Genomic DNA, 20,842 nt, shown 5'->3' with positions numbered 1-20,842 from the left:
AGAACCTGTCCCGGTGGGTGAGAGTCGTTCCTGCCGCGCCTGGCAAGCGTGCGCTGCGTTGCTCGTCGTTGCATGGCTCGCCATGCGGCCTCCTCGCGCCTTGCTCACGTTCGCCATGCATCGCCATGAACTTCCCCTCACCCACCGGGACAGGTTCTAGCAGCATCGCACGGTTCGGCCGGCGCCAGCGCGCGCGTGCCACTGACCGTGTCGAAATGGTGGAGGATGCGCCGCGGCAGCCAGTCGATCCGTCCCGGGAACGGGCTGGCGGCAAAGCCGACGTGTCCGCCCTGTTCGGGATACTCGAGCGTCACCGCGTTCGACGCCGACGTCGGCAGGTGAACGCCCGGCAGGAAGGGATCGTTGCGGGCATTGAGCACCAGGGTCGGCACCGTGATGTCATGCAGAACGTGGCGGGCGCTGGCGCGGTGCCAGTAGTCGTCGGTGTCGCGGTAGCCGTGCAGCGGCGCCGTGACGACGTTGTCGAAGGCATACAGGTCGCGCGCCGCGAGTAGGGCGGTGCGGTCGAACAGGCCAGGGAATTGCTCCAGCTTGGCCAAACATTTCGGCTTGAGCGTCTGCAGGAACATTCGGGTGTACAGCAGATTGAAGCCGGACGACAGCGCCTCTCCGCCGCGCGCCAGGTCGAGCGGTGCCGACACGGCGCAGGCGGCATCGACGATGTCCGCGCCGTGGCCCGATTCGCCCAGCCAGCGCAGCAGCGCATTGCCGCCCAGCGAGACGCCGGCCGCATACAGCGCACCTCGATGGGATGCGCGCAGCTTGCGCACGATCCAGTCGACTTCGCTCGCATCGCCCGAGTGATAGAAGCGTGGCGCCAGATTGGCTTCGCCGGAGCAGCCGCGAAAATGCGGCACCACGCCCGACCAGCCGCGCGCGGCGAGCGCTGCCATCAGGCCGCGGGCGTAGTGGCTATTGGAACTGCCTTCCAGGCCATGGAACAGCACCACCAGCGGCTGTCCGGGCTGGCCATCCACGAAGTCGAGGTCGACGAAGTCGCCGTCCGCGCTGTGCCAGCGCTCGCGGCGGTAGGCGACAGGAGGCTTGGCGATGCAGGTCGCCGGATAGATGGTTTGCAGGTGGCCGCCAGGCAGCCACGAGGGTGCGGGATAGTGCATGAAAAAGAGGCACCGCAGTGCCTCGTGGGAGCAAAATCAGTGGTGCTTGAGCACGGTGCCCGGCGCCAGGCGATACCCGGTGCCGCAGTAGGGGCACTTGGCCTCGCCGTGGTGGTCGAAGTCGAGGAAGACGCGCGGGTGCGAGGACCACAGCGGCATTGCCGGGTTGGGGCAATAGGCCGGCAGGTCCTTGGCCGTGAGCTCCACCACAGGCATCGTCTTTTGATTCATCTGTTTCTCCGTCAGGCAAGTTGGGCAAAGACTGGATTTTAACGGATTCGCTCTATTGCCGAAATGACCGTAAAATAATGCGCTCAGCATAAAGAGCTAGAGCGACGCCTGTTATATTGGACGTCTCACCCGTGCCACATCCATCCATGCGTTTCATGCCCGACCGTTTCAAGCCTGCCGCCTTCCCAGACATCCTTGGTCGCCGTTGCAAGAATGCCACACGTTTTGTTGTAATGCGTGCTGTGCTGAGCGCTGCATGAGCGCGTCCGACGATCCGGGCCAGCTTACCGCCGCCATCGGCGACGCGCCGAACCGCGACGCCTGGAACGAAGGTTTCAAGACCGGCCTGCCGACCCTGTTCGGCATCGCCGCCTGGGGCCTGGTGGTCGGCATCGCCATGGTCAAGAGCGGCCTGTCCGTGCCGCAGGCACTGGGCATGACCTTATTGGTGTTCGCCGGTTCGGCCCAGCTGGCCTCGCTGCCGCTGATCGCCGCCCAGGCTCCGATCTGGGTCATCTTCGCCACCGCCCTGGTGGTCAACCTGCGCTTCGTGATCTTTTCGGCGCTGCTGGGGCCGCATTTCGCCCACTTGCCGTGGCGGCAACGTTTTTATCTTGGTTATATCTCGGGTGACCTGACCGTCGCGCTCTTTTTGCAGCGCTATCCGACCCTGGCGCCGGTGGCGGGCAAGCTGTCTTATCTAAAAGGGTTGATGTATCCGAACTGGTTCGCCTGGCAAATCGGTTCCTGCATCGGCATTTTCCTCGGCAGCGCGGTGCCGGCCGAATGGGGACTGGGCTTTGCCGGCACCCTGGCCATCCTGTGCATCATGGTGCCATTGATGATTAATAACGCGGCCCTGTGCGGCGTGCTTGTGGCGGGGGCGATCTCGGTGCTGGCCTACGACTTGCCCTACAAGCTGGGATTGCTGCTGGCGGTGCTGGTGGGCATGGTCACCGCGATGGTGATCGAAGAAACGCTGGCGAAAGCGAAGGTGCGCCGTGGCTGATTGGGAAATCTGGGTCGTGATCGGCGTGCTGAGCGTGGCCACCGCCGCCACCCGCAGTTCGTTCTGGATGATCGGCCACCGTGTGACGATTCCGCCGCGGGTGCAGGAAATGCTGCGCTACGCCCCGGCCTGCGCGCTTGCGGCCATCATCGGGCCCGACTTCCTGATCGATACGCAGGGAGACGTTCAGTTCACGTTGGCCAACCCGAAGCTGCTGGCCGGCGTCGCCGCCTTCGCCTTTTATATGTGGCGTCGTAACATGCTGCTAACGATTTTATTCGGCATGCTTGTATTTACTTTGCTGCGTGTAATGCACGTTTTCGGCGCCGCCAGCTAGCAGGCCTCGAAAAATCTGCTGCGCGTTGCGGTGCCGGTTTGCGATGCTCGCTGTACATCCGTACAGCTGCGCTTCTCAACCGCCACCGCTGCCGCTCGCGACGATTTTTCGAGGCCTGCTAATGTACAATGACGTTTTTTCACTATTGCCACGCCGACCAAATGGACGCTCTCCGTTTCACCCGCCTGCAAGACCTGATCGACCAACAAGCGCTGCAAGGCAAGCGCGTCTTTATCCGCGCTGACCTGAACGTCCCACAAGATGACGCTGGCAATATTACCGAAGACACGCGCATCCGCGCTTCGGTGCCGGCGATCCAGGCCGCTGTGAAGGCTGGCGCGGCGGTGATGGTGACGTCCCACCTGGGCCGTCCGACCGAAGGTGAATTCAAGCCGGAAGACAGTCTGGCGCCGGTCGCCAAGCGCCTGTCCGAGCTGCTGGGCCAATCGGTCGAACTGAAACAGGACTGGGTGGACGGCGTCGACGTTGCTCCCGGCTCGGTCGTGCTGCTGGAAAACTGCCGCGTCAACAAAGGCGAGAAGAAAAACAGCGATGAACTGGCACAGAAAATGGCCAAGCTGTGCGACGTGTATGTGAACGATGCCTTCGGCACCGCCCACCGCGCCGAAGCGACCACGCACGGCATCGCGAAGTTCGCCCCGGTCGTGGCCGCCGGCCCGCTGCTGGCCGCCGAACTGGACGCCCTGGGTAAAGCCCTGGGCCAGCCGCAGCGTCCGCTGCTGGCCATCGTCGCCGGCTCCAAGGTCTCGTCCAAGCTGACCATCCTGCAAAGCCTGGCCGACAAAGTGGATAACCTGATCGTCGGCGGCGGTATCGCCAACACCTTCATGAAGGCCGTCGGGCTGAACATCGGCAAGTCGCTGGTCGAGAACGACCTGGTCGACGAAGCCCGTGCCATCATCGAGAAAATGTCCCAGCGCGGCGCGCAGGTGCCGATTCCCGTCGACGTCGTGTGCGCGAAGGAATTCGCCCCGACCGCGGCCGCCACCGTCAAGGACGTGGCTGACGTTGCTGACGACGACATGATCCTCGACATCGGCCCGAAAACCGCCGCCATGCTGGCCGAGCAGGTCGCCAAGGCCGTCACCATTGTGTGGAACGGTCCGGTCGGTGTCTTCGAATTCGACCAGTTCGCCGAGGGCACCAAGACCCTGGCGCTGGCCATCGCCCAGTCCCGGGGCTTCTCGATCGCCGGTGGCGGCGACACCCTGGCCGCGATTGCAAAATATAAGATTGCCGACCAGATCGGCTACATTTCGACGGGTGGCGGCGCCTTCCTGGAATTTTTGGAAGGAAAAACCCTGCCAGCTGTCGACATCCTGCTGCAACGCAGCGCTCACTAGAACTAGCCTGAGACCCTAGCGCAGCCAGTCTGCGCTTTGTTTTTATACAAGGACAATCCATGTACCGTGGCACCAAGATCGTCGCAACCATCGGCCCTGCTTCGACCGACTTCGATATTCTCGTCAAAATGATCCGCGCCGGCGTCGACGTCGTGCGCCTGAACTTCTCGCACGGGAAGGCGCAGGACCATATCGATCGTGCTGCCCTGATACGGCGCGCCGCCGACGAGTGCGGCCGCGAAGTGGCCATCATGGCCGATATGCAGGGTCCGAAGATCCGCGTCGGCAAGTTTGAAGAAGGCAAGATCTTCTTGACCAATGGTGACCGCTTCATCCTGGATGCCAAGTGGGGCGATGACGGCGAGCTGGGCAACCAGGAACGCGTCGGCCTGGACTACAAGGCGCTGCCGCGCGACGTCAAGCCGGGCGACAGGCTGCTGCTGAACGACGGCCTGATCGTGCTGATCGTCGACCGCGTCGTGGGCCACGAGATCTACACCACGGTCAAGGTTGGCGGCGAACTGTCGAACAACAAGGGCATCAACCGCCAGGGCGGTGGCCTGACCGCGCCGGCGCTGACCTCGAAGGACATGGAAGACATCAAGACCGCGATGAGCTTCCAGGCCGACTACCTCGCCATCTCGTTCCCGAAAAGCGCGACCGATATGGAAATGGCGCGCCAGCTGGCGAACATCGCCGGCGAGCCGTATGGCCACAAGCCAATGATGATCGCCAAGATCGAGCGCGCCGAAGCGATTCCGCTGCTGCAAGAGATCCTGGACGCGTCGGATGGCATCATGGTCGCCCGCGGCGACCTGGCCGTCGAAGTCGGCAACGCCGCCGTGCCGGCGCTGCAGAAGCGCATGATCCGCATGGCGCGCGATTCGAACAAGCTGGCCATTACCGCGACCCAGATGATGGAGTCGATGATCGTCAACGCCGTGCCGACCCGCGCCGAAGTGTCGGACGTGGCCAACGCCGTGCTGGATGGCACCGATGCCGTCATGACCTCGGCCGAGACCGCATCGGGCAAGTACCCGATCGAGACCGTCGAGATGATGGCCGCGATCTGCGTCGAAGCCGAGCAGTCCGAATACAACAAGATCGACGTCGACTTCCTGAACAAGCAGTTCACCCGCATCGACCAGACCATTGCCTACGGCACGCTGTTCACCGCCCACCACCTGGCCGTGAAGGCGATCGTGGCGCTGACCGAGTCGGGTTCGACCGCCCTGTGGATGAGCCGTCACAGCATCGACACCCCGATCTTCGCCCTGACGCCGCTGCAGGCGACGCAGCGCAAGGCATCGCTGTACCGCAACGTGCGAGCATTCAATCTGCCGCAGGAAGGCGGCAGCCACGCCGTGCTGCGTAAGGCCGAGGAACTCTTGATGAAAGAAGGGTTCGTACGCAAGGGCGACCTGATCGTCGTCACCTGGGGTTCGCCGATGGGGCAGGCTGGTGGCACCAATGCGCTCAAGATCGTGCGCGTTGGCGAATATGATTAAAGGGAATCAACGAGTAGCCTAACGCGAACAGCGACATTTGCCCGGCGCCGTCCAGGACGGATGGCGCCGCGCTCGGCATTCGGGATTCCCGGACAAGTTTCTTTATTGTTTTGGAGTACAACCATGGCACTCGTATCATTGCGTCAATTGCTGGACCACGCCGCCGAAAACGGTTACGGCCTGCCGGCATTCAACGTCAACAACCTGGAGCAGGTGCAGGCCATCATGGCCGCCGCCGATGCCGCCAACAGCCCGGTCATCATGCAGGCCTCGGCCGGCGCACGCAAGTACGCGGGCGAAGCCTTCCTGCGTCACCTGATCGACGCCGCCGTCGAAGCCTACCCGCACATCCCGGTCGTCATGCACCAGGACCACGGGCAGTCGCCGGCCGTCTGCATGGCCGCGATCCGTTCGGGCTTTTCCTCGGTGATGATGGACGGTTCGCTCGAAGCCGACGGCAAGAGCGTCGCCAGCTATGAATATAACGTTCAGGTGTCGCAAGAAGTCGTCAAGTTCGCACACTCGATCGGCGTGACCGTCGAAGCCGAGCTGGGCGTGCTGGGCTCGCTGGAAACGATGCAAGGCGACAAGGAAGACGGCCACGGCGCGGATGGCAAGATGACCCGCGAACAGCTGCTGACCGACGTCGACCAGGCGGCCGACTTCGTCAAGCGTACCCAGTGCGACGCGCTGGCGATCGCCATTGGCACCTCGCACGGCGCCTACAAGTTCACGCGCAAGCCGACCGGCGACATCCTGGCGATCGACCGCATCAAGGAAATCCATGCCCGCATCCCCAACACCCACCTGGTGATGCACGGCTCGTCGTCGGTGCCGCAGGAACTGCTGGCCATCATCCGCGAATTCGGCGGTGACATGAAGGAAACCTATGGCGTGCCGGTCGAAGAGATTCAAGAGGGCATCAAGCACGGCGTCCGCAAGATCAATATCGACACCGACATCCGCCTGGCGATGACGGCCGCGATCCGCAAATACATGTTCCAGAACCCGTCGAAGTTCGATCCGCGCGACTACCTGAAACCGGCGCGCGAAGCGGCGATGGAAGTGTGCAAGGCGCGCTTCATGGCGTTTGGCTGCGAAGGCCAGGCGAGCAAGATCAAGCCGATCCCGCTGGACAAGATGGCCGAGCGTTACAAGGCCGGCGAACTGGCGCAGATCGTTCAGTAAGCATCACCCCGTCCTCAACCAACGTCGTTCCCGCGCAGGCGGGAACCCAATTTTCCCTGAGCAGTGGCAAGATTAAATATCACCACAATGCATGCAGGCTTGGGTTCCCGCCTGCGCGGGAACGACGTTCAGGGGGTGCGGGCCGGTAATTGTCGTCAGTGGTTTCGATCGACCGCAGCGCAAATTGACGTAAAATATCGCATTGCACAGGCCCACACAGCCTGACTTTCTCAACCGGCGGCCCTTGTCGCCGGTTTCCGCTTTCCTGATAGCCCATCTATGAACAGCCTCTACCAATCCTCCATCCAGTCCCTGCCACTGCTCGGTCACGGCAAGGTGCGCGATAACTATGCCGTCGGCGACGACAAGATCCTGATCGTCACCACCGACCGCCTCTCGGCCTTCGACGTGGTCATGAACGAGCCGATCCCGGGCAAGGGCATGGTGCTGAACCAGATGAGCGATTTCTGGTTCGAGAAGCTCGGTCACATCGTGCCGAACCACCTGACCGGCGTGGCGCCGGAGAGCGTGGTCGCCGAGAACGAGGTGGAGCAGGTGCGCGGCCGCGCCGTCGTGGCCAAGCGCCTCAAGCCGATCATGGTCGAAGCCGTCGTGCGCGGCTACATCATCGGTTCGGGCTGGAAGGACTATCAGCAAAGCGGCGCGATCTGCGGCATCCAGCTGCCAGCCGGCCTGCGCCAGGCCGACAAGCTGCCGGAACCGCTGTTCACCCCGGCCGCCAAGGCCGATATCGGCGAGCACGACGAGAACATCTCGTTCGCCCAGATGGAAGAAAAGATCGGCGCCGAACTGGCCGCTAAGATGCGCGATATCAGCATCAAGCTGTACACCGCCGCCGCCGAATACGCAGCCACCAAAGGCATCATCATCGCCGACACCAAGTTCGAATTCGGCCTCGATGACAACGGCGTGATGCACCTGATGGACGAAGTCCTGACCGCCGACTCGTCGCGCTTCTGGCCAGCCGACTCGTACGCGCCGGGCATGTCGCCGCCGTCTTTCGACAAGCAGTTCGTGCGCGACTACCTGGAAACCCTGACCGACTGGGGCAAGGCCGCACCGGCGCCAGCGCTGCCGGCGGATGTCATCGAAAAAACCCAGGCCAAGTATTTCGAAGCCATCGAACGCCTGACCGGCGAAAAGCTGAAGGTGTAAGCAGATGACGGATCAAACCAAGCCGTTGGTCGGCGTGATCATGGGTTCCTCGTCCGACTGGGACGTGATGCAGAACGCGGTCGCCATCCTGAAGCAATTCGGCGTGCCGTTCGAAGCGCAGGTAATCTCGGCCCACCGCATGCCGGACGAGATGTTCACCTATGCCGAACAGGCGCGTGGCCGCGGCCTGCGCGCCATCATCGCCGGCGCCGGCGGCGCGGCCCACCTGCCTGGCATGGTGGCCGCCAAGACCATCGTGCCGGTGCTGGGCGTGCCGGTGCCGTCGAAATACCTGCGCGGCGAGGATTCGCTGCTGTCGATCGTGCAGATGCCGAAAGGCGTGCCGGTGTCGACCTTCGCCATTGGCGAAGCCGGCGCCGCCAACGCGGCCCTGACCGCGGTGGCGATCATCGCCGCCAATGACGACGCACTGGCCGACAAGCTGGAGCAGTTCCGCCGCGACCAGACCGCCTCCGCCCAGGCCATGACCCTTCCCGTATAAGTAATATGACTCAACCGTTTCTCCCATCCGCCGATCCGTCGACCTGGCTTGGCGTGATGGGCGGCGGCCAGCTCGGCCGCATGTTCGCCCACGCCGCCCAGGCCATGGGCTACAAGGTCGCCGTGCTCGAGCCGAGCGCCGATTGCCCGGCCGGCCACGTAGCCGACCGCACCATCGAAGGCGATTACGCCGATGTCGCTGCATTGAACGAACTGGCGGCCCTGTGCGCGGCCGTCACCACCGAATTCGAGAACGTCCCGGCCGACAGCCTGGCGCAGCTCGCCGCCGACAGCTTCGTCGCGCCATCGAGCCTGTGCGTGCAGATCGCGCAAGACCGCATCCTCGAGAAGAAGTTCTTCGTCGACTGCGCGCCGAACTCGAAGGTGTTGCCGGCCCCGCACAAGACCATCGCCTCGCATGCCGATATCGACGCCATCGGCGACGACCTGCTGCCGGGCATCCTCAAGACCGTGCGCATGGGTTACGACGGCAAGGGCCAGGTCCGCGTGCGTTCGCGCGAGGACGTGCGCGCCGCCTTCGACAGCATGGATGGCGTGACCTGCCTGCTCGAAAAAATGCTGCCGCTGGCCTATGAGGTCTCGGTGCTGACCGCGCGCGGCCACGATGGCGAGTCCGTCGTCTACCCGATCGCCGAGAACGTGCACCGCGACGGCATCCTGTTCACCACCACCGTGCCGGGACCGAACGTGTCCGCGGTCTGCGCGCAGCAGGCCCAGGATGCGGCGCGCGCCATCGTCGCCCAACTGGGTTACGTGGGCGTGCTGTGCATCGAGTTCTTCGTGCTCGAAGACGGCACGCTGGTCGTCAACGAGATGGCGCCGCGTCCGCACAACAGCGGCCACTACACGATCGACGCCTGCATCACCAGCCAGTTCGCGCAGCAGGTCCGTGCGATGGCGCGCCTGCCGCTGGGCGACGTGCGCCAGCATTCGGCCAGCGTCATGCTCAACATCCTGGGTGATGTCTGGTTCGAAGGGGATCGCGAAGACGCACGCGAACCGGCCTGGGACCGGGTACTGGCGCTGCCTGGCGCCAACCTGCACCTGTACGGCAAGAACGACCCGCGCCGCGGCCGCAAGATGGGCCACGTGACTTTCGTGGCGCCGACGCTGGCCGAGGCGCAGGGCAATCTGCGCGCCGCCTGCGCCATCCTGGGAATCGAGCCTTAAGATGGACACGCAGCAGTTCGACGCGGCGGCCATCGACGCCGCCGCCCGTGCACTCGAATCGGGCGCGCTGGTCGCCTTCCCGACCGAGACCGTGTATGGCCTGGGCGCCGACGCCGAGAATCCGGCGGCGGTGGCCGCCATCTACGCCGCCAAGGGCCGGCCGCAAGACCATCCGGTGATCGTGCACCTGGCGCCGGAGGCGCCGCTCGATTACTGGGCCTGCGACATCCCGCCGCAGGCGCAAGCGCTCGCCGCCGCCTTCTGGCCAGGCCCGCTCACCATGATCCTCAAGCGCGCCCCGAACATCCCGGACGCCGTCAGCGGCGGCCAGGACACGGTCGGCCTGCGCTGCCCGGCGCACCCGGTGGCGCTGGCGCTGCTGCGCGCCTTCAAGGGTGGCAAGGGCGGCGTCGCTGCGCCGTCGGCGAATAAATTCGGCCATGTCAGCCCGACGCTGGCCGAGCATGTGCAGCAGGAATTCGGGAGCGATGGCAGCGTGGCCATGGTGCTCGATGGCGGCCCCTCGCAGGTCGGCATCGAATCGACCATCGTCGACCTGTCGCGCCTGGATACGCACGGCCCGGTGCTGCTGCGTCCCGGCCAGATCAGTGCCGAGGCGATCGCCGCCGTGATCGATCAGATGCCGGCCGCGCCGGATGCTGCGGCGCCGCGCGCCTCGGGCACGCTCGAATCGCATTACGCGCCGCACACGCCGGTGGCGATGCAGGAACGGGCGACCCTGCTGGACACCGTGGCCGCGCTGCACGGCGCCGGCCGCAAGGTGGCCCTGATCCATATGAGCGATATGCCGGCGACCCACGCCGCACTGCGCCTGCCGGCCGCGCCCGACGGCTTCGCCCACGCGCTGTACGCCGCGCTGCGCGCGATGGACGGGCAGGGCGCCGACGTGATCCTGGTCGAGGCGCCGCCGCAGGGCGGGGACTGGCTGGGCGTGAATGACCGCCTGCGCCGCGCAGCCCATGGCTCGACGGGCATTGTGCACGGTTTGCTCAACAGCCAAGCAAAAGTTTAATTTGTATCAATAAAGCGAATGACGGAGCTCAAACGCTCCGCGTTTCGCACTCCTCCGTTACAAATTCGTCTCTTTCTACAAAGAAAACGCTGGTTATAATCCGTTCCCTCTAGCTTACCCATCTCTTTTGATAGGTGTGGTAGCCAAATGCCAACGTGCAATTGAATTTGCTATACAAGCGGTTTCAACGCTGGCATAGTTACCATGAGGCGAATAGCACGGGCGTTCGTTTCACAATAATTTCAATCCAGGAGACACAATGCGTCATACCAAATTCGCGCTGGCCGTTCTGACGGCCGCGCTCCTGACCGCATGCGGCGGCGGCACCAGCCCAGCCGGCGGCGACCAGACCGTCAAGCTCACCTTCACCAATATGGTGTCGTTCGGCGATAGCCTGTCGGACGTGGGCACCTACCGCGTCGGCGCCGTTGCGGCGGCCGGCGGCGGCAAGTTCACCATTAATGGCGACAGCACTGCCAAGAACGTTGACCTGAGCGGCAAGATCTGGCTCGACTTCATGGCCGCCCAGCTCAAGCTGCCGGCGCCGTGCGCCGCCCAGACCGGCCTGCAGGGCGATGCGTCGCTCGGCTTCAACGTGCCGATCGTGAACCATGCGAATTGCTTCAACTATGCGCAAGGCGGTTCGCGCGTGGTCAATCCGATTGGCCCGGGCAATGCCGCGACCGGCTCGCCGATCGGCGAAATGACCACGCCGATGGTGACCCAGATCGCCAATCACCTGACCAAGACCGGCAACAAGTTCAGCGGCACCGAACTGGTGACCGTGCTGTCGGGCGGTAACGACGTGCTGATGCAGCTGGCCGCCGTGACGGGTGCCGGCACCGCCGCCGGCGCGCAAGCCTTCGCCACCGCCCTGGCCACCCGCCTCGCGGCCGGCGCGACCAACCCGCAAGCCGCGGCGCAAGCCATCGGCGTGGCGATCGCTACCGAGAACGCACGTCCGGGCAAGACCGACCAGACCGTGGTGCAGGCCGCCGTGCGCGCCGCCGCAACCCAGCCAGGTAACCAGGCTGTCGCCCAGCCGGCCGTGTACGGCCCGATCGTGGCCGCCGCCCAGGCCGACGGCACCGCCGCCGGCAATACCGCGGCCGGCGCCTACGCCACCGCCAACGCGACCGCCATGGTCACCGCACTCGGCACCGCCGGCGCGCAGATGGCCGGCCTGGTCAAGAGCGAACTGCTGGCCAAGGGCGCCAAGTACGTCATCGTCGCCAACCTGCCGGACGTCGCCAGCACCCCGACCGCCAAGTCGCGTCCTGTGGCGATCCAGCAACTGGTGACCGCCATGGTCAACGCCTTCAATACCCAGCTGAAAGCCGGCTTGGGCGCCGACGATGCGCGCGTGCTGTACACCGACCTGTACACCGTCAGCAACGACCAGGTGAAGAACCCAGGCCCATACGGCCTGACCAACACCAGCGCCCCGGCCTGCGCCGAAAACGCGCTGGGCACCACCTCGCTGATCTGCACCGCGAACAACACGGTCGCAGGTGATGTGAGCCGCTACATGTTCGCCGACGGGATCCACCCGACCCCGTTCGAGAACGACCTCATCGCCCGCTACGTCTTCAAGGACATGGCAATCAAGGGCTGGCTGTAAGCAGCGGCAGGCCCGCCTCGATGGCGGGCCTCATCACACACATCAGGAGATAGTATGAATATTCGTTTCAACAGCATGATCAAGGTGCTGGGTGTGGCTGCCGGGCTGGCATTCGCGTCCGGCGCATACGCGCAGTCGGCCGGCCAGATCACGGCCAAGGTCGGTTTCAACCGCTTGATGCCGAAGGTCGAGAGCGGCGACATCAGCGCCCCTGCGCTGCCGGGCACCAAGGCCGACGTCGGCAACGACATGCAGCCGGTGCTGATCCTGTCGTACAGCCTGACCGACAATATCTCGGTCGAAGGCGCGCTCGGTACGCCGTACAAGCACAGCATCTACGGCGCCGGCGCGATCCAGGGCACCGGCAAGCTGGGCGAGGTCGAGGCGCTGCCGCCGACCGCCTTCGTGCAATACCGTTTCGGCGCGCCGACCTCGGCGTTCCGTCCCTTCATCGGCTTCGGCCCGACCTATGCCTACTTCATGAAGGAACGCGGTTCGAGCAAGATGACCGCGATCACCAATCCGGGCAGCGACGTGCCGACCACCTTCAAGATCGACAACAAGCTGACCTATAGCGCGCAAGTCGGCGTGGCGATGAACTTCGACGAGCGCTGGTTCGCCGACGCTACCGTCATCAAGACCCGCCTGCGCACCGACGTGCACTTCTCGACCGGCCAGACCCAGTTCATGAAACTGGATCCGGTGGCGATCGTGCTGGCGGTGGGTTACAAGTTCTAAGCGTTTTTCGTTAGCTTCAATACGTCGTCCCCGCGCAGGCGGGGACCCAATTCCTTTGTGTAGCCACTACGTTTTACGTAGCCACTGCGCTGGAAAACTTGGGTCCCCGCCTTCGCGGGGACGACGTTTTTACGTCTGTGGTGCAAGCTCAATGCACCCCCCGCGCGTACTGCGTGAAATGCTCGGCGCTGAGCGCATGCTGGTACAGGAAACCCTGGTAGAGATAGCAGCCGGCATCCGACAGGAACTGCCGCTGCCCCAGCGTCTCGACCCCTTCGGCAATCACCTGCAGTCCCAGGCTGTCGCCCAGCGCGATGATGGAGCGCACGATCGAGGCATCGTTCTGGTCGGTGAGCACGTCGCGCATGAAGGAGTGGTCGATCTTGAGCTGGTCGAGCGGCAGCTTGCGCAGGTAGGCCAGCGATGAATATCCGGTGCCGAAGTCGTCCAGCGAAAAGCTCAGGCCGCGCCGCTTGAGCGTGGCCATGGTATGCGCGGTCTGGGTAAAGTCGGTGATGACCAGGCTTTCGGTCAGCTCGAGTTTCAGGCCCGATGGCTGCACCCCACTGTGCTCGAAGATCCCCTGCAGCATGGGCACGAAATCCGGCTGGTTGAACTGGCGCGCGCTGACGTTCACCGATAGCGTCAGGCCGGCCGTGTCGGGCGAGCGCTGCCAGCGCGCCAGCTCGGCGCAGGCGGTGCGCAACACCCATTTGCCGATCTCGACGATGATCCCGCTTTCTTCCGCGGCGCGGATGAACTCGGCCGGATACAGCACCTTGCCATTGGGCAGGCGCCAGCGCAGCAACGCCTCGGCCCCGAGCACCCGGCCGGAGCGGTCGAGCTGGGGCTGGTAGTGCAGTATGAACTCGTCGTGTTGCAGCGCGCGCCGCAGGCTGCCTTCGAGCTCGGCGCGCGCCGACCAGGCGGCCTGCACCGCCGGATCGTGGAAGCGGAAGGTGTTGCGGCCCGCGGCCTTGGCCTGGTACATCGCGCCGTCGGCCTGGCGCAAGGTCGATTCCACCGTGTCGTGGACGCCGCACAGCGTGACCACGCCGATGCTGACCGACACCGAGTAATTCAGGTCGCCCAGCTGGAACGGCGCGGCCAGCGCCGCCACCACCTTGGCGGCGACGATTTCAGCCTGGTTCGCGGCCAATTCGCGCGCATCCTCCACCGGCTGGATCAGCACCACGAACTCGTCGCCGCCCAGGCGCGCCACCATATCGGCCTCGCGCACGCAGTGCTCGAGGCGGCGCGCCACCGCCTGCAGCAGCTGGTCGCCGGCCGCATGGCCCTGGCTGTCGTTGAGGAATTTGAAGTTGTCGAGGTCGCAGAACATCAGCGCGCCCCACTTGCGCGTGCGCGTGCTGGTGAGCAGGGCGCGGCGCAGGTGGTCGAGCAGGTTGGCGCGGTTGGGCAGGTCGGTCAGGTGGTCGAAGAAGGCCAGATGGAAGATCCTGGCTTCGTTGATCTTGCGTTCGCTGATGTCGGTGCCGATCACCAGGATCTTCTGGCAGGCGTCGAGGGTGTGGTCCGCGCCCAGCAGGGTCCAGCTGGTATCGGTGTCGACCGTCGAGCCGTCGCGCCGGATATGGGCCAGTTCGCCCGCCCACTCGCCCGACTCGAGCGTCTGCCTGAAGGCGGCCTCGTAGAGTGCGGGCTTGTCGCACAACAGGTCGCAGAAGCGCTTTCCCAGCGCCTCCTGGGCGCTCCAGCCATACAGGCGCTCGGCGCCATGGTTCCAGTAGCTGATGACGGAATGCATGTCCATCGCGATGATGGCGTCGCGCGCCCGTTGCAGGAACGAGGCCTGCTCCTGCATCTTGAGGTCGGCCTTCTTCAGGCGCGTGAAGTCGGACAGGAACCCTTCCAGCATGCCGGGCGCGCCGCCCGACAGGTTGAGCGAACCCTGTTCGCAGAGCCAGCGTATGTCGCCGCTCGCGGTACGGATCCGGTAGGTCATCTGGTAGGCGCGGCCCTGGGCCAGCGCCAGGGCGACCGCAGCATCGACCAGGGTGCGATCTTCGGGAAGAATGATGGAGCCAAATGGCAGGCCGGGCCGCGCGGTGAAGGCTGCGGGAGAATAACCGGTCAGTTTTTCGACGCCGTCGCTGATGAATTCGATGGTCCAGTCACGGTCGTTATGACAGCGATAGACGGCCCCCGGCAAGTTACTCAGCAGCAGGTCGAGCGACAGGGCGCCCGACTGCTCGGGCAGGGAAGGATCCGGCGGCGTCGTACTTGTCTGCGCACTCATTTTTCCTCACGCTCAAGAAGTAGAGACTGGCACGATCTCCATGCATCGTGCATTGATGGTAGCGTAAATATCCATGCACACAGAGTGGACATGAGGCTGATAGCGCTAAAGATTGTCAAATGAGAACGCCACACCACGGAATGTGACATGTTCAACAATCACTTTCACAGTCGCAACCCATGGTGCATGGAATGGTGGTTGTATTTTGTTTTTAACAACCTCCATGCTAGACTGCCCGGCCCCTATCCCGAGCGATCCCTCTGACGTGACCCTGCGCCGACTTCTTGTCCTGTTTGCCGCCTTCCTTGGCGCGAGCGCTGCGGATGCATCCGGCGACCGCGACGGCTTGCGCGCGCTGCGCATCGGCGCGCCCGAGGCGCCCGCCATCGACGGCGTGCTCGACGAGGCGGCCTGGCAGCGCGCGCCCTTGTACGACGATTTCCACAAGCATTTGCCGCGCGACGGGGAACCTGCCCCAAGGGGCTTGCGCACCACGGTGCAACTGCTGGTCGACGATGGCGCGCTGGTATTCGGCATCCGTGCCTGGGACCCGGCGCCTGAGCGGCGCCGCGGCCAGCTGGCGCGGCGCGACAAGGTCGCCGCCGACCAGGACTTCATCGGTATCTGGATCGACCCGGCCGGCCACGGCCGCTCGGCCCAGTTCGTGCGCATCAATACCCTGGGCGTGGTCAGCGACGGCATCCACCGCGCTGACGACGACGAATCCGACCTGGGTCCGGACTTCCCGGTCGAGACCGCCGTCAAGCTCCTGCCCGACGGCTACAGCATGGAAGTGCGCTGGCCGTTGTCGAACTTGCGGTTCCCGTACGCGGACGGACGCAACTGGCGCATGATGGTCGAGCGTAGCATCCCGCATGCGCAAGGAGCGTTGCTGGTGACGGCGCCGTTCCGGATCGACGCACTGAGCCACCTGAGCTTCTTGCAGGAGATCGCGGGCATGGACGCCACCGTGGAAGCGGTGCGCGACCGCGGCTTCGTCGAGCTGCGTCCCGAACTGACGGTGCGCAGCGCACGCGCCTGGAGTCCGGGCCAGCGGATGCGCGGCTCGCAGGCGGAGCTGGGCCTGGAGATTAACGCCCGCCCGCGCGCCGACTGGGTGTTCAACGCCACCATCAACCCGGATTTCTCGCAGGTCGAGATCGACGAGCCGGTGTCGCAGGGCGCCAGCAACGTGGCGCTCAGCCTGCCCGAGAAGCGCGGCTTCTTCCTGGAGAGCGCCGACGTGCTGGGCCTGCCGCTGCCGGCCTTCTATTCGCGCACCGTGAACGATCCGGAATACGGCCTGCGCGCGACCTGGCGCGGCGCGCACATGGACGCTACCGCGATGAGCCTGCGCGATGAGCCGGGCGGCCTGGTGCTGCGCGGGCGTCCCTACGAAACGCTGCAGTACGCGCAGACCCTGCGCACGATGGCCAGCCTGGCGCGTGCGCGCTGGCACCAGGACGGCCTGCTGCTGGGCGCCTTCGTCTCGCAGCGCGACTACCACCGCTTTGGGTCGAATGAAGTGCTGGGCCTCGATGCGCAATGGCGTGGCGAGACCGACGACGGCGTCCAGCACCAGCTGTCCGGGGTGGCGATGGCCTCGCGCACGACCGCGGGCTTTACCGACGACGACGTGCCGGCAATGGTGGACGGACGTTCCGGCGGCTACCTGTGGGGCAAGTACCTGCACAAGACCGCACGCTGGTGGCACGAGGCCGAGGTGGAGGCGATCGCGCCGGGCTTCGTGAACGACAACGGCTTCGTACCGCAGGCCGGCATCGCCCGCATTACGGGATCGATGAACCGCATCCTGGGCCCGCAATCCCTGGGCGCGCTCGAACTGTACGAATTCGAGACCTATCTCATCGTGCACGAGATGCGTACCCTGTCCGACAACATCAGCGGCCAGCGCGGCGGAGAGACGGTCGAGAGGAAGCTCCAGCCCGGCGTATGGATGGCGGCGCCGCTGCAGACCGGCCTGTGGGTCGAGCTGGGCTTCGACCGCCAGCGCGCCGGGCCGGGCGGGCGCCTGCACGATACCCGGGTCGTCAACTTCGGCGTCGAGACCACGCCGGCGCCGTGGATCTCGAAGATCGCGGCGGAAGTCGCGCTGGGGCGCCAGCTCGACGTCGATGCCGACCGCGTGGGGCCGGGCGGGAACGTGATCCTGGACGTGGGGCTGCGCTTTCCCTTGCGCCGAGGCTGGTCGCTGGAGCTGGACCACCACGTGAACCGGGCCTGGGTGCAGGGCACGCTGGGCCAGCCCGCGTTTTCCGACACCGCCTGGCGCTGGCTGGCGATGCTGCACTTCAGCTCGCGCGATTCATTGCGCCTGCTGGCCCAGAACACCTGGGCCGCGCGGCGCGACGATGGCGTGACCCAGCTGGAGGCGTGGAACGACCGCCAGGTCCATCGTTCGCTGCTGTACCGCCACCAGTGGCGGGTCGGGCGCACGGTGTCGTTCGGCATCGTGGACGACAAGCTGCCGCTGGCGGATGAGCGGAGCAGGTCGCTGACCTTCAAGCTGCAGTGGGAAGTCTAGGCCCTATCCCGCGGCGGTGCCCGCTGGCATAGTACGGGTACCCAATGACGAGGAGGGAGCAAACATGAGTAAGGGATTGCTGGCGGCATGCCTGATGGCGGCAAGCGCCATGGCTTGGGGCGCCGATGACGGCCAGGACCGGGCGCGCCTGGCGGCGGACATCATGACCGCCGATGCGCGCCTGTTCGGCGGCATCAATGCGCGCGACATCGGGCCGATGAAAGAAGGCTTCAGCCGGCGCCTCGAGTTCTATCACGACCGCAGCGGCGTCACCGGCTATGACGAGAATATCGCCGCGTTCGAGAAGATGTTCAAGGCGGCGAACCGGGTCCGTCGCGAGGCCATGCCGGAGACAGTCGAGGTCTTCCCATCCGGGCCGGATCACGCCATGCACATCGGCAAGCACCGCTTCTGCAACAAGCCGTCGGCCAGCGAGCCCGAAGGCTGCAGCGTGTATCGCTTCTCGATGGTGTGGGCGCGCGAGGACGGCGCCTGGAAGCTGCTGCGCGTGCTCAGCTACGATCACTGACACCGCGCCGTGCGCGCCGGTGATATGCTGGCGCCATGACTACCGATTCCGATATTGAACTGTCCGGCGCCTTCCAGGCCAAGGATGGGCAAGGCCGCACCCTCGACGTGAAGAACATCACCATCTTCGACGAGGGCTACGGGATTATTGACGTGTACGTGAAGTTCGCGGCCAAGCTCGAACCGGGCGCCTACAAGGACACGGTCCTGGTGCGCCAGCTCGTCGACCGCCTGCGCGCGGTCGGCTACAAGGGGCCGGACTTCGGCCACAGCGATCCGGGCCTGCAGGAGAGTCGCCTGATCGTGCTCGAAGCGCCCGAGGAATTCGCGGCCTTCGCCAAGAGCCGCGGCTGGAAGAACCTGGCCGAAGACTTCGACGAGTAAGCCAAACTGAAAAGGGCCGGGATCGCTCCCGGCCCTTTCTACATCATGCGCCCAGGCGCAGTTCCAGCCCGGTCGCGGTATAGGTCGGCGTCACCGTGAAGCCCTCGACCGTAATGGTCTCGAACTTGCCTTTCAGGCTGCCCGCCGTGATCACCTTGAGCGTCGCGCCGGCCGCCGGCTTGTAGCCGTTCTGGAACACGATGCGCAAGGTGCCGCCGCCGATGGTCACCGCGCCGCTGACGCTCAGGTGGCCGTGGGTCACTGCGCCGACGCGCATTTCCAGCGTGCCGCCCTTGAGCTGGGTGTACTGCTTGGCCAGGGCCAGCGTGCCCGCCGTATTGTTCACCACCGTGGCGCCGCTGGCGACGTACACGTCGCCGGTGCCGAAGGCCGTCATCGACAGGGCTTCGAGCGTGCCGCCTTCGACCTGGGCGCCGCCGGTCCAGCTGTTCTTGCCGCCCAGCTTCAGGTTGCCGCTGCCTTGCTTGACCAGCTTGCCGCTGCCGCTGATGTCGTTGCGCCAGCGGTCGACGGCGTTGAAGCCGCCCTTGCTCGCATCCATGTTCACGACCACGTTGCCGGTGAAGACGGCATAGCCCTCGCCCGCGGCGAACAGATTAAGGCGGCCCCAGCCTTCAGGATCGTCCAGCACCGGATAGCCGGAAGGGATCGCGGTCGTCTTGAGCACTACGCGGCGCTGCGCCTCGCTCAGGTAGGGCAGGCGGGTTTCCAACATCACCTCGGCGCCTTTCGGCACGACGGCCGGCGCAGTGGTCGAGCCGATCTGCGGCAGGCCATACGTCATGCGGCGCAGGTAATTGGCCTTGCTGGTCGCATAGTCGGCGAAGCGGTCGTTGGCTGGGGTGCCGGAAACGGCGTAGTTCGCGAAGTTACCGGCATTGGTATCGGTCAGCTTCCTCAGCGTGGACTGGGCCTGGGCGCGGGCGGCGGCGCGGGTGGTGGCGCCGGCGGCGATCAGGTTGGCGGCGGCGACGGCTTGCGCCTGCACGCGGCCGCTGATCACGTCCAGCGGCGAGTGCATGCCGGCGAAGATGCGGCTCTCGCCCAGCTCGAGGCCGCGGCCGACCAGTTCCTGGAAGCGTTCCGGCACCACATAGGCCATGGCGACGGCGTTGCGGGTCGCCTCGGCCGAGTGGCCGCTGGTGAAGCCGCCGTCGGTGCCCGGCGTCGTGCTCTTGGCCGGTTCCAGCTGCGGCACCACCTGCACCGCGCTGCTCCAGCGGTAGGGGCGCGCGTATTTGTAGAAGCGCTTGGCCGGCTCGGTCGAGCCGTTGGCGCCCATCGCGTTGACCAGGTCGATCACCTTGCCGAACTCGGGATTGGCGTCGCCGCCGACGCCGTTGTTGTTGCCGCCGTCTTCGTATTTGACGGTGACGGCGTCCTGCGGCATGTCGTTGATGGTGGTGGTCTGGCGCGCGGCGCTGCGCCATGCGTTGGTCAGCGGGCCCATGCCGCTGGCGGTGCTGTAGCCCTTGCCGCGGCGGTCGTCCAGGTAGGCCAGCAAGGTCTGCTCGGGCGTGCGGCTGGCGGTGGCCTTGACCACGTAGTCGATGTTCGCGTTATGCACCTGCGCGTTGACGATCGTGCCGCCGTTGGTGCCGTCGTTCGGCACGCCGGTCCAGGTCGAGGCGACGATGGCCGGGAAACCGTCCACGGCCGGCGCGGTCACGCCGGCATCGACGATCTCGGCCACCGGCTTGAAGATGTCGAGCATGCCGCCCAGGACGCGCACGCCGGCGTTGGTGGCCAGCGTGGCGTAGCGCGCGTCGCCGCGCTGGTTGGTGGCGACGGTGTCCACGAAGGCCGTGACGCCCGGCACCGGCGCGCTGTCGGCCGCGCCCTGGTCGGCCGGCGCCGGGGGGATGACGACCACGACGTCGGCATCGTCATGGTGGTCCGAGCCGCCGCAGGCGGAGAGGGCGAGGACGGCGCCGATGGCGATGGCGAGGGGAAGACGGCGCAGCTGGACTACCTGGTGCATGTGAAATCCTTCAATGAATTGTGAAACACAAAAATTGAAGGGATGATATGAATGCGCCATGACATGTTGATGACGGGATCATCAGGA

General features: G+C 65.3%; 18 protein-coding genes. 14 read left to right on the top strand and 4 right to left on the bottom strand.

Translation table 11 applies throughout. The features are described from left to right. Window positions 1–137: 137 nt before the first annotated feature. Both SOM28_RS05820 and SOM28_RS05815 read right to left on the bottom strand, forming a co-directional pair. Window positions 138–1,139 carry a YheT family hydrolase gene (locus SOM28_RS05820; RefSeq protein WP_320467520.1) on the bottom strand — a complete coding sequence of 334 codons (1,002 nt, stop codon included), beginning with the start codon at window positions 1,137–1,139 and terminating at the stop codon, window positions 138–140. A gap of 36 nt (window positions 1,140–1,175) precedes the next feature. Further along, window positions 1,176–1,370, bottom strand: coding sequence for a zinc-finger domain-containing protein (locus SOM28_RS05815; RefSeq protein WP_109346137.1), 195 nt, complete (start codon window positions 1,368–1,370; stop codon window positions 1,176–1,178). A gap of 256 nt (window positions 1,371–1,626) precedes the next feature. On the opposite strand from SOM28_RS05815, the gene SOM28_RS05810 reads away from it, so the two are divergent. From SOM28_RS05810 to SOM28_RS05760, 11 genes are all read left to right on the top strand, one after another. Next, window positions 1,627–2,379: an AzlC family ABC transporter permease gene (locus tag SOM28_RS05810; RefSeq protein ID WP_320467519.1), complete on the top strand. Its 753-nt coding sequence runs from the start codon at window positions 1,627–1,629 to the stop codon at window positions 2,377–2,379. Then, window positions 2,372–2,716 carry an AzlD domain-containing protein gene (locus tag SOM28_RS05805; protein WP_320467518.1) on the top strand — a complete coding sequence of 115 codons (345 nt, stop codon included), beginning with the start codon at window positions 2,372–2,374 and terminating at the stop codon, window positions 2,714–2,716. The genes SOM28_RS05810 and SOM28_RS05805 overlap by 8 nt, the downstream gene beginning before the upstream one ends. A 161-nt stretch (window positions 2,717–2,877) precedes the next feature. Then, on the top strand, window positions 2,878–4,080 hold the full coding sequence (locus SOM28_RS05800; protein WP_320467517.1) for a phosphoglycerate kinase: 1,203 nt from the start codon (window positions 2,878–2,880) through the stop codon (window positions 4,078–4,080). Window positions 4,081–4,139: 59 nt separating this feature from the next. Further along, window positions 4,140–5,588, top strand: a complete 1,449-nt coding sequence (pyk, locus tag SOM28_RS05795) for a pyruvate kinase (protein ID WP_123069069.1) — start codon at window positions 4,140–4,142, stop codon at window positions 5,586–5,588. 123 nt (window positions 5,589–5,711) lie between these two features. Continuing rightward, on the top strand, window positions 5,712–6,776 hold the full coding sequence (gene fba / locus SOM28_RS05790) for a class II fructose-bisphosphate aldolase (RefSeq protein WP_320467516.1): 1,065 nt from the start codon (window positions 5,712–5,714) through the stop codon (window positions 6,774–6,776). A gap of 279 nt (window positions 6,777–7,055) precedes the next feature. Continuing rightward, complete coding sequence (locus tag SOM28_RS05785; RefSeq protein ID WP_320467515.1) at window positions 7,056–7,952, top strand: phosphoribosylaminoimidazolesuccinocarboxamide synthase; 897 nt, start codon at window positions 7,056–7,058, stop codon at window positions 7,950–7,952. A 4-nt stretch (window positions 7,953–7,956) separates the two neighbouring features. Beyond that, entirely contained in the window at window positions 7,957–8,454 is a 498-nt protein-coding gene (gene purE / locus SOM28_RS05780; RefSeq protein WP_320467514.1) for a 5-(carboxyamino)imidazole ribonucleotide mutase, read from the top strand. 5 nt (window positions 8,455–8,459) lie between these two features. Beyond that, window positions 8,460–9,644, top strand: a complete 1,185-nt coding sequence (locus SOM28_RS05775) for a 5-(carboxyamino)imidazole ribonucleotide synthase (protein WP_320467513.1) — start codon at window positions 8,460–8,462, stop codon at window positions 9,642–9,644. A 1-nt stretch (window position 9,645) separates the two neighbouring features. Continuing rightward, on the top strand, window positions 9,646–10,677 hold the full coding sequence (locus SOM28_RS05770) for an L-threonylcarbamoyladenylate synthase (RefSeq protein ID WP_123072155.1): 1,032 nt from the start codon (window positions 9,646–9,648) through the stop codon (window positions 10,675–10,677). 259 nt (window positions 10,678–10,936) lie between these two features. After that, window positions 10,937–12,298: an SGNH/GDSL hydrolase family protein gene (locus tag SOM28_RS05765; protein WP_123072154.1), complete on the top strand. Its 1,362-nt coding sequence runs from the start codon at window positions 10,937–10,939 to the stop codon at window positions 12,296–12,298. Between the two features lie 54 nt (window positions 12,299–12,352). Then, entirely contained in the window at window positions 12,353–13,036 is a 684-nt protein-coding gene (locus tag SOM28_RS05760; RefSeq protein ID WP_320467512.1) for an OmpW/AlkL family protein, read from the top strand. A 148-nt stretch (window positions 13,037–13,184) separates the two neighbouring features. Here the strand turns inward: SOM28_RS05760 and SOM28_RS05755 are convergent, their stop codons facing one another. Next, window positions 13,185–15,296 (bottom strand): putative bifunctional diguanylate cyclase/phosphodiesterase, encoded by a 2,112-nt coding sequence (locus tag SOM28_RS05755; protein ID WP_320467511.1) that lies wholly within the window; start codon window positions 15,294–15,296, stop codon window positions 13,185–13,187. 223 nt (window positions 15,297–15,519) lie between these two features. On the opposite strand from SOM28_RS05755, the gene SOM28_RS05750 reads away from it, so the two are divergent. The 3 genes from SOM28_RS05750 (at window position 15,520) to SOM28_RS05740 (ending at window position 18,753) form a co-directional block, all read left to right on the top strand. After that, the gene (locus SOM28_RS05750; RefSeq protein ID WP_320467510.1) at window positions 15,520–17,841 is read left to right on the top strand and encodes a carbohydrate binding family 9 domain-containing protein; all 2,322 of its coding nucleotides are present in this window, start codon (window positions 15,520–15,522) and stop codon (window positions 17,839–17,841) included. Between the two features lie 64 nt (window positions 17,842–17,905). Next, window positions 17,906–18,370, top strand: a complete 465-nt coding sequence (locus tag SOM28_RS05745; protein WP_320467509.1) for a nuclear transport factor 2 family protein — start codon at window positions 17,906–17,908, stop codon at window positions 18,368–18,370. 35 nt (window positions 18,371–18,405) lie between these two features. Further along, entirely contained in the window at window positions 18,406–18,753 is a 348-nt protein-coding gene (locus SOM28_RS05740; RefSeq protein ID WP_123069214.1) for a hypothetical protein, read from the top strand. A gap of 43 nt (window positions 18,754–18,796) precedes the next feature. Here SOM28_RS05740 and SOM28_RS05735 read toward each other — a convergent pair whose 3' ends face one another. After that, window positions 18,797–20,755 (bottom strand): phosphatase PAP2 family protein, encoded by a 1,959-nt coding sequence (locus tag SOM28_RS05735; RefSeq protein WP_320467508.1) that lies wholly within the window; start codon window positions 20,753–20,755, stop codon window positions 18,797–18,799. Between the last annotated feature and the right edge of the window lie 87 nt (window positions 20,756–20,842).

It is taken from the genome of Massilia sp. CFBP9026, from assembly GCF_034045165.1.
Lineage (GTDB): Bacteria > Pseudomonadota > Gammaproteobacteria > Burkholderiales > Burkholderiaceae_D > Telluria > Telluria arenae.
The sequence above is the reverse complement of the archived record's forward strand: the minus strand, read 5'-3'. Positions and strand labels throughout refer to the sequence as shown.

Bases quoted from the DNA above. Each gene is read 5' to 3' on its own strand.
- SOM28_RS05820 (WP_320467520.1), bottom strand. From the start codon at position 1,139: ATGCACTATCCCGCACCCTCGTGGCTGCCTGGCGGCCACCTGCAAACC.
- SOM28_RS05815 (WP_109346137.1), bottom strand. From the start codon at position 1,370: ATGAATCAAAAGACGATGCCTGTGGTGGAGCTCACGGCCAAGGACCTG.
- SOM28_RS05810 (WP_320467519.1), top strand. From the start codon at position 1,627: ATGAGCGCGTCCGACGATCCGGGCCAGCTTACCGCCGCCATCGGCGAC.
- SOM28_RS05800 (WP_320467517.1), top strand. From the start codon at position 2,878: ATGGACGCTCTCCGTTTCACCCGCCTGCAAGACCTGATCGACCAACAA.
- pyk (WP_123069069.1), top strand. From the start codon at position 4,140: ATGTACCGTGGCACCAAGATCGTCGCAACCATCGGCCCTGCTTCGACC.
- fba (WP_320467516.1), top strand. From the start codon at position 5,712: ATGGCACTCGTATCATTGCGTCAATTGCTGGACCACGCCGCCGAAAAC.
- SOM28_RS05785 (WP_320467515.1), top strand. From the start codon at position 7,056: ATGAACAGCCTCTACCAATCCTCCATCCAGTCCCTGCCACTGCTCGGT.
- purE (WP_320467514.1), top strand. From the start codon at position 7,957: ATGACGGATCAAACCAAGCCGTTGGTCGGCGTGATCATGGGTTCCTCG.
- SOM28_RS05775 (WP_320467513.1), top strand. From the start codon at position 8,460: ATGACTCAACCGTTTCTCCCATCCGCCGATCCGTCGACCTGGCTTGGC.
- SOM28_RS05770 (WP_123072155.1), top strand. From the start codon at position 9,646: ATGGACACGCAGCAGTTCGACGCGGCGGCCATCGACGCCGCCGCCCGT.
- SOM28_RS05765 (WP_123072154.1), top strand. From the start codon at position 10,937: ATGCGTCATACCAAATTCGCGCTGGCCGTTCTGACGGCCGCGCTCCTG.
- SOM28_RS05760 (WP_320467512.1), top strand. From the start codon at position 12,353: ATGAATATTCGTTTCAACAGCATGATCAAGGTGCTGGGTGTGGCTGCC.
- SOM28_RS05755 (WP_320467511.1), bottom strand. From the start codon at position 15,296: ATGAGTGCGCAGACAAGTACGACGCCGCCGGATCCTTCCCTGCCCGAG.
- SOM28_RS05750 (WP_320467510.1), top strand. From the start codon at position 15,520: ATGCTAGACTGCCCGGCCCCTATCCCGAGCGATCCCTCTGACGTGACC.
- SOM28_RS05745 (WP_320467509.1), top strand. From the start codon at position 17,906: ATGAGTAAGGGATTGCTGGCGGCATGCCTGATGGCGGCAAGCGCCATG.
- SOM28_RS05740 (WP_123069214.1), top strand. From the start codon at position 18,406: ATGACTACCGATTCCGATATTGAACTGTCCGGCGCCTTCCAGGCCAAG.
- SOM28_RS05735 (WP_320467508.1), bottom strand. From the start codon at position 20,755: ATGCACCAGGTAGTCCAGCTGCGCCGTCTTCCCCTCGCCATCGCCATC.